This is a genomic window from Moorena sp. SIO4E2 (assembly GCF_010671945.1).
GTDB classification, from domain to species: Bacteria; Cyanobacteriota; Cyanobacteriia; order Cyanobacteriales; family Coleofasciculaceae; genus Moorena; species Moorena producens.
Genome location: NZ_JAAHIE010000795.1, coordinates 1 through 2,801, shown reverse-complemented (window position 1 = coordinate 2,801; position 2,801 = coordinate 1). Strand labels below are relative to the sequence as shown.

General features: G+C 43.4%; 4 protein-coding genes and 1 pseudogene. 3 read left to right on the top strand and 2 right to left on the bottom strand.

What is annotated here, in order from left to right:
• Positions 1 to 424, top strand: a pseudogene (locus F6K37_RS37325) (hypothetical protein); the annotation flags it as partial.
• Positions 425 to 704: 280 nt separating this feature from the next.
• On the opposite strand, the gene F6K37_RS37320 reads toward F6K37_RS37325, so the two are convergent.
• Complete coding sequence (locus F6K37_RS37320) at positions 705 to 893, bottom strand: hypothetical protein (RefSeq protein WP_287256048.1); 189 nt, start codon at positions 891 to 893, stop codon at positions 705 to 707.
• Between the two features lie 34 nt (positions 894 to 927).
• On the opposite strand from F6K37_RS37320, the gene F6K37_RS37315 reads away from it, so the two are divergent.
• The gene (locus tag F6K37_RS37315; RefSeq protein WP_287256045.1) at positions 928 to 1,137 is read left to right on the top strand and encodes a hypothetical protein; all 210 of its coding nucleotides are present in this window, start codon (positions 928 to 930) and stop codon (positions 1,135 to 1,137) included.
• Positions 1,138 to 1,963: 826 nt separating this feature from the next.
• Here F6K37_RS37315 and F6K37_RS37310 read toward each other — a convergent pair.
• A complete protein-coding gene (locus tag F6K37_RS37310) occupies positions 1,964 to 2,170 on the bottom strand; it encodes an SPOR domain-containing protein (protein WP_008189068.1) in 207 nt (68 codons plus the stop codon).
• A gap of 490 nt (positions 2,171 to 2,660) precedes the next feature.
• On the opposite strand from F6K37_RS37310, the gene F6K37_RS37305 reads away from it, so the two are divergent.
• Positions 2,661 to 2,801, top strand: a 141-nt coding sequence (locus F6K37_RS37305) for a helix-turn-helix domain-containing protein (protein ID WP_287256049.1), incomplete at its 3' end; no start/stop codon positions are given.

Genomic DNA, 2,801 nt, shown 5'->3' with positions numbered 1-2,801 from the left:
GATATTACCAACATCAATAGTTGACCCTTCAGCATTAATTGTTGCTAACTGTCCCAGGAGTGGAAAAGTAGCGGTAGATGAACTTGGTGAATTCATTGTTACTGGACGAGGTGGCTTACCCCCAAGTCCTCTAGACCCAATTAATCAACAGTCTGTACTGGTAGATTGGGTTACCCTTGATCCTGAAAAAGAGAACATCGAAGAAGCTACCTCTACTCCTACTCCTGATGCCAGTTACTTGCCCATGAGAGGGAAACGCCGGACTGCCTCTACTCCTACTCCTGCTCGTCCCAAGAAGAAAATAGTGGAAGCTCAGGGTTGGATAGTGGGCGAGGATGGTACAATTATCTTGACGGCTGAACCGAATAATGTTACTCCTAAGAGTAATTGGTATATTCCTAGGTCTTGCGGTAGCAAGGGTTGAGCAATATGTTGGAAATTGCAGTAATTTTCGGCGTTGCTGAATTAAGGAATGAATGCGCGATCATATGGTTTTGTTAAAGCCCCCTAAATCCCCCAAATTTGGGGGATTTTGAAAGTTTTGTTCCCCCACCGGTGCGCTTTCCGTCGGCGAATTAAATTCGCCACGGGTCGCACCGCAGAATTGGGGGGCTAGGGGGGCGAAACCATACCCAGAATCAGCAACGCCCAATTTTCAGCATTGAGGATACTTATGGATAAGTATAGCGCTAGGTTAAGTGGATTCAGCTTAATCCAGTCAGTGTTGGAAATTTCAGCAATTTGGGAAAGAGTGCGTACGCGTAGCGGCTCGTACCGAGCATCGCAATGTAAAAGACTAGCGCTAGGTTAAGTGGATTCAGCTTAATCCAGTCAGTGTTGCTGATTTGAGCAATGTTGAGAGAATGCGATCGCGTAGCTTGATCTACGGTCAATCGCGCCTTTTTGAGCAACAAAGCGTGAAAATCCTTGACTGTTGGAAACTCCAGCAATTTGGGAAATCACGATAGTGCTAGCTTAATCAGTTTCGGTAGTTATCGAAAATTCCAGCAATTTGGGCTAATCATGATAGAGCTAGCAACAGCAACAAAGCGTGAAAATCGTTTACTGTTGGTAATTTCAGCAATTTGGGATAAGAGTGCGATTCGGGCTTTGCCCGACGCTTCGCGATCGCGTTGACTTGAGCAACGCGCGTTAGTTATCGAAAATTCCAGCAATTTGGGATAATTACGATAGCGCGCTTCTTCAGCAACGCCCGATAGTTATCGGAAATTACCGTAATTTGGGATAATCATTATCATACTAAATTGATTAACAAGGGGTGAAAATCCTTTACTGTCGTAAATTCCAGCAATTTGGGAAATCATGCGATTCGGGCTTTGCCCGACGCTTCGCGATCGCGCCTTTTTGAGCAACGCGCGATAGTTATCGAAAATTCCAGCAATTTGGGCTAATCATGATAGCGCGCTTCTTCAGCAACGCGCGATAGTTATCGAAAATTCCAGCAATTTGGGATAATCCCGATAGAGCTAGCTTAATCAGTTTCGGTAGTTATCGAAAATTCCAGCAATTTGGGATAATCCCGATAGAGCTAGCAACAGCAACAAAGGGTGAAAATCGTTTACTGTTGGTAATTTCAGCAATTTGGGATAATCGCGATAGAGCTAACTTGAGCAACGCGCGTGAGTTATCGAAAATTCCAACAATTGTGGATAATCGCGTACGCGTAGCGGCTCGTACCGAGCATCGCGTTAGCATGAGCAATTTCTATAGTTATCGAAAATTCCAACAATTTGGGATAATCATGATAGTGCTAGCAATAGCAACAAGGGGTTAAAATCCTTTACTGTTGGTAATTTCAACAATTAGTGATGATAGCGATCGCCTTTGGCGCGGCTGAGGCCAAAGGCCACGCTGCGCGAACGCCGATCCCATAGCGGTTAGTCCCAACCATCACGTAGGGTGACTGGATGTCAATTGAGCTAAGTTGAGCAACTTCTAAATCTTACTCCTCACTCCCCTCAGCTTCTTGATTCATAGGTTCAGGCAAATCAAAAATAATCACAAATTTACCATCAGGCATCAAGCGTTTAAGAGCCTTTAAGTGCCCCTCCGCATCAGACCGGTTCCGGTACCGACCAACAACCACCCGTTGCATCCTCGGCAATAGGCGGATGATTGCCCACGGGTATAGGCGTTCAGAGTAGGTCATAATTTAAGGTATCTCCTTAACTGGGGGTCTAGAGCCAGCCTTCGGCCTTCGCAAAACTTCAGGCTGGCTCTTAACGTTTTCACGTCAGATGATTCTATTATAACATACAAAAACTTTTATTATAACATATTTTGCAAATTTTTGTAACAAAGTATTGGGGGAATCGGGAGTCGGGAATCGGGAGTCGGGAATCGGGAATCGGTTAAAAAAAATAGCGCTAGATAAACTTGACTAAAGTATAGCGCTATTATAAACTGGTAACTTAATTAACCTAAACATCCCTTAAGACTCCAAAAAATAGCGCTAGATAAATTTCACCAAAGTATAGCGCTATTATAAACCTACCCACTTAATCAAATCAAACATCCCTTAGCACTTATAAAAAGTTAGCGCTAGATAAATTATAAATTTTTGTTAAAAAGCAACACAGTCTAGGAACTATGTGTTATCTTAAATATAAGATTAGCGCGATAGTAAAGGGGAACAAAAAATGAACCAACAAACCAAGATAGTCGGAACTACCCAAGCAGCTTTTCTTCTAGGGATTTGCGTCCAACGAGTTCGCCAACTTCTGAAAAATGGTAGAATTAAGGGCGCTCAAAAAGTAGGCAGATTTTGGCAAATTCCCCTA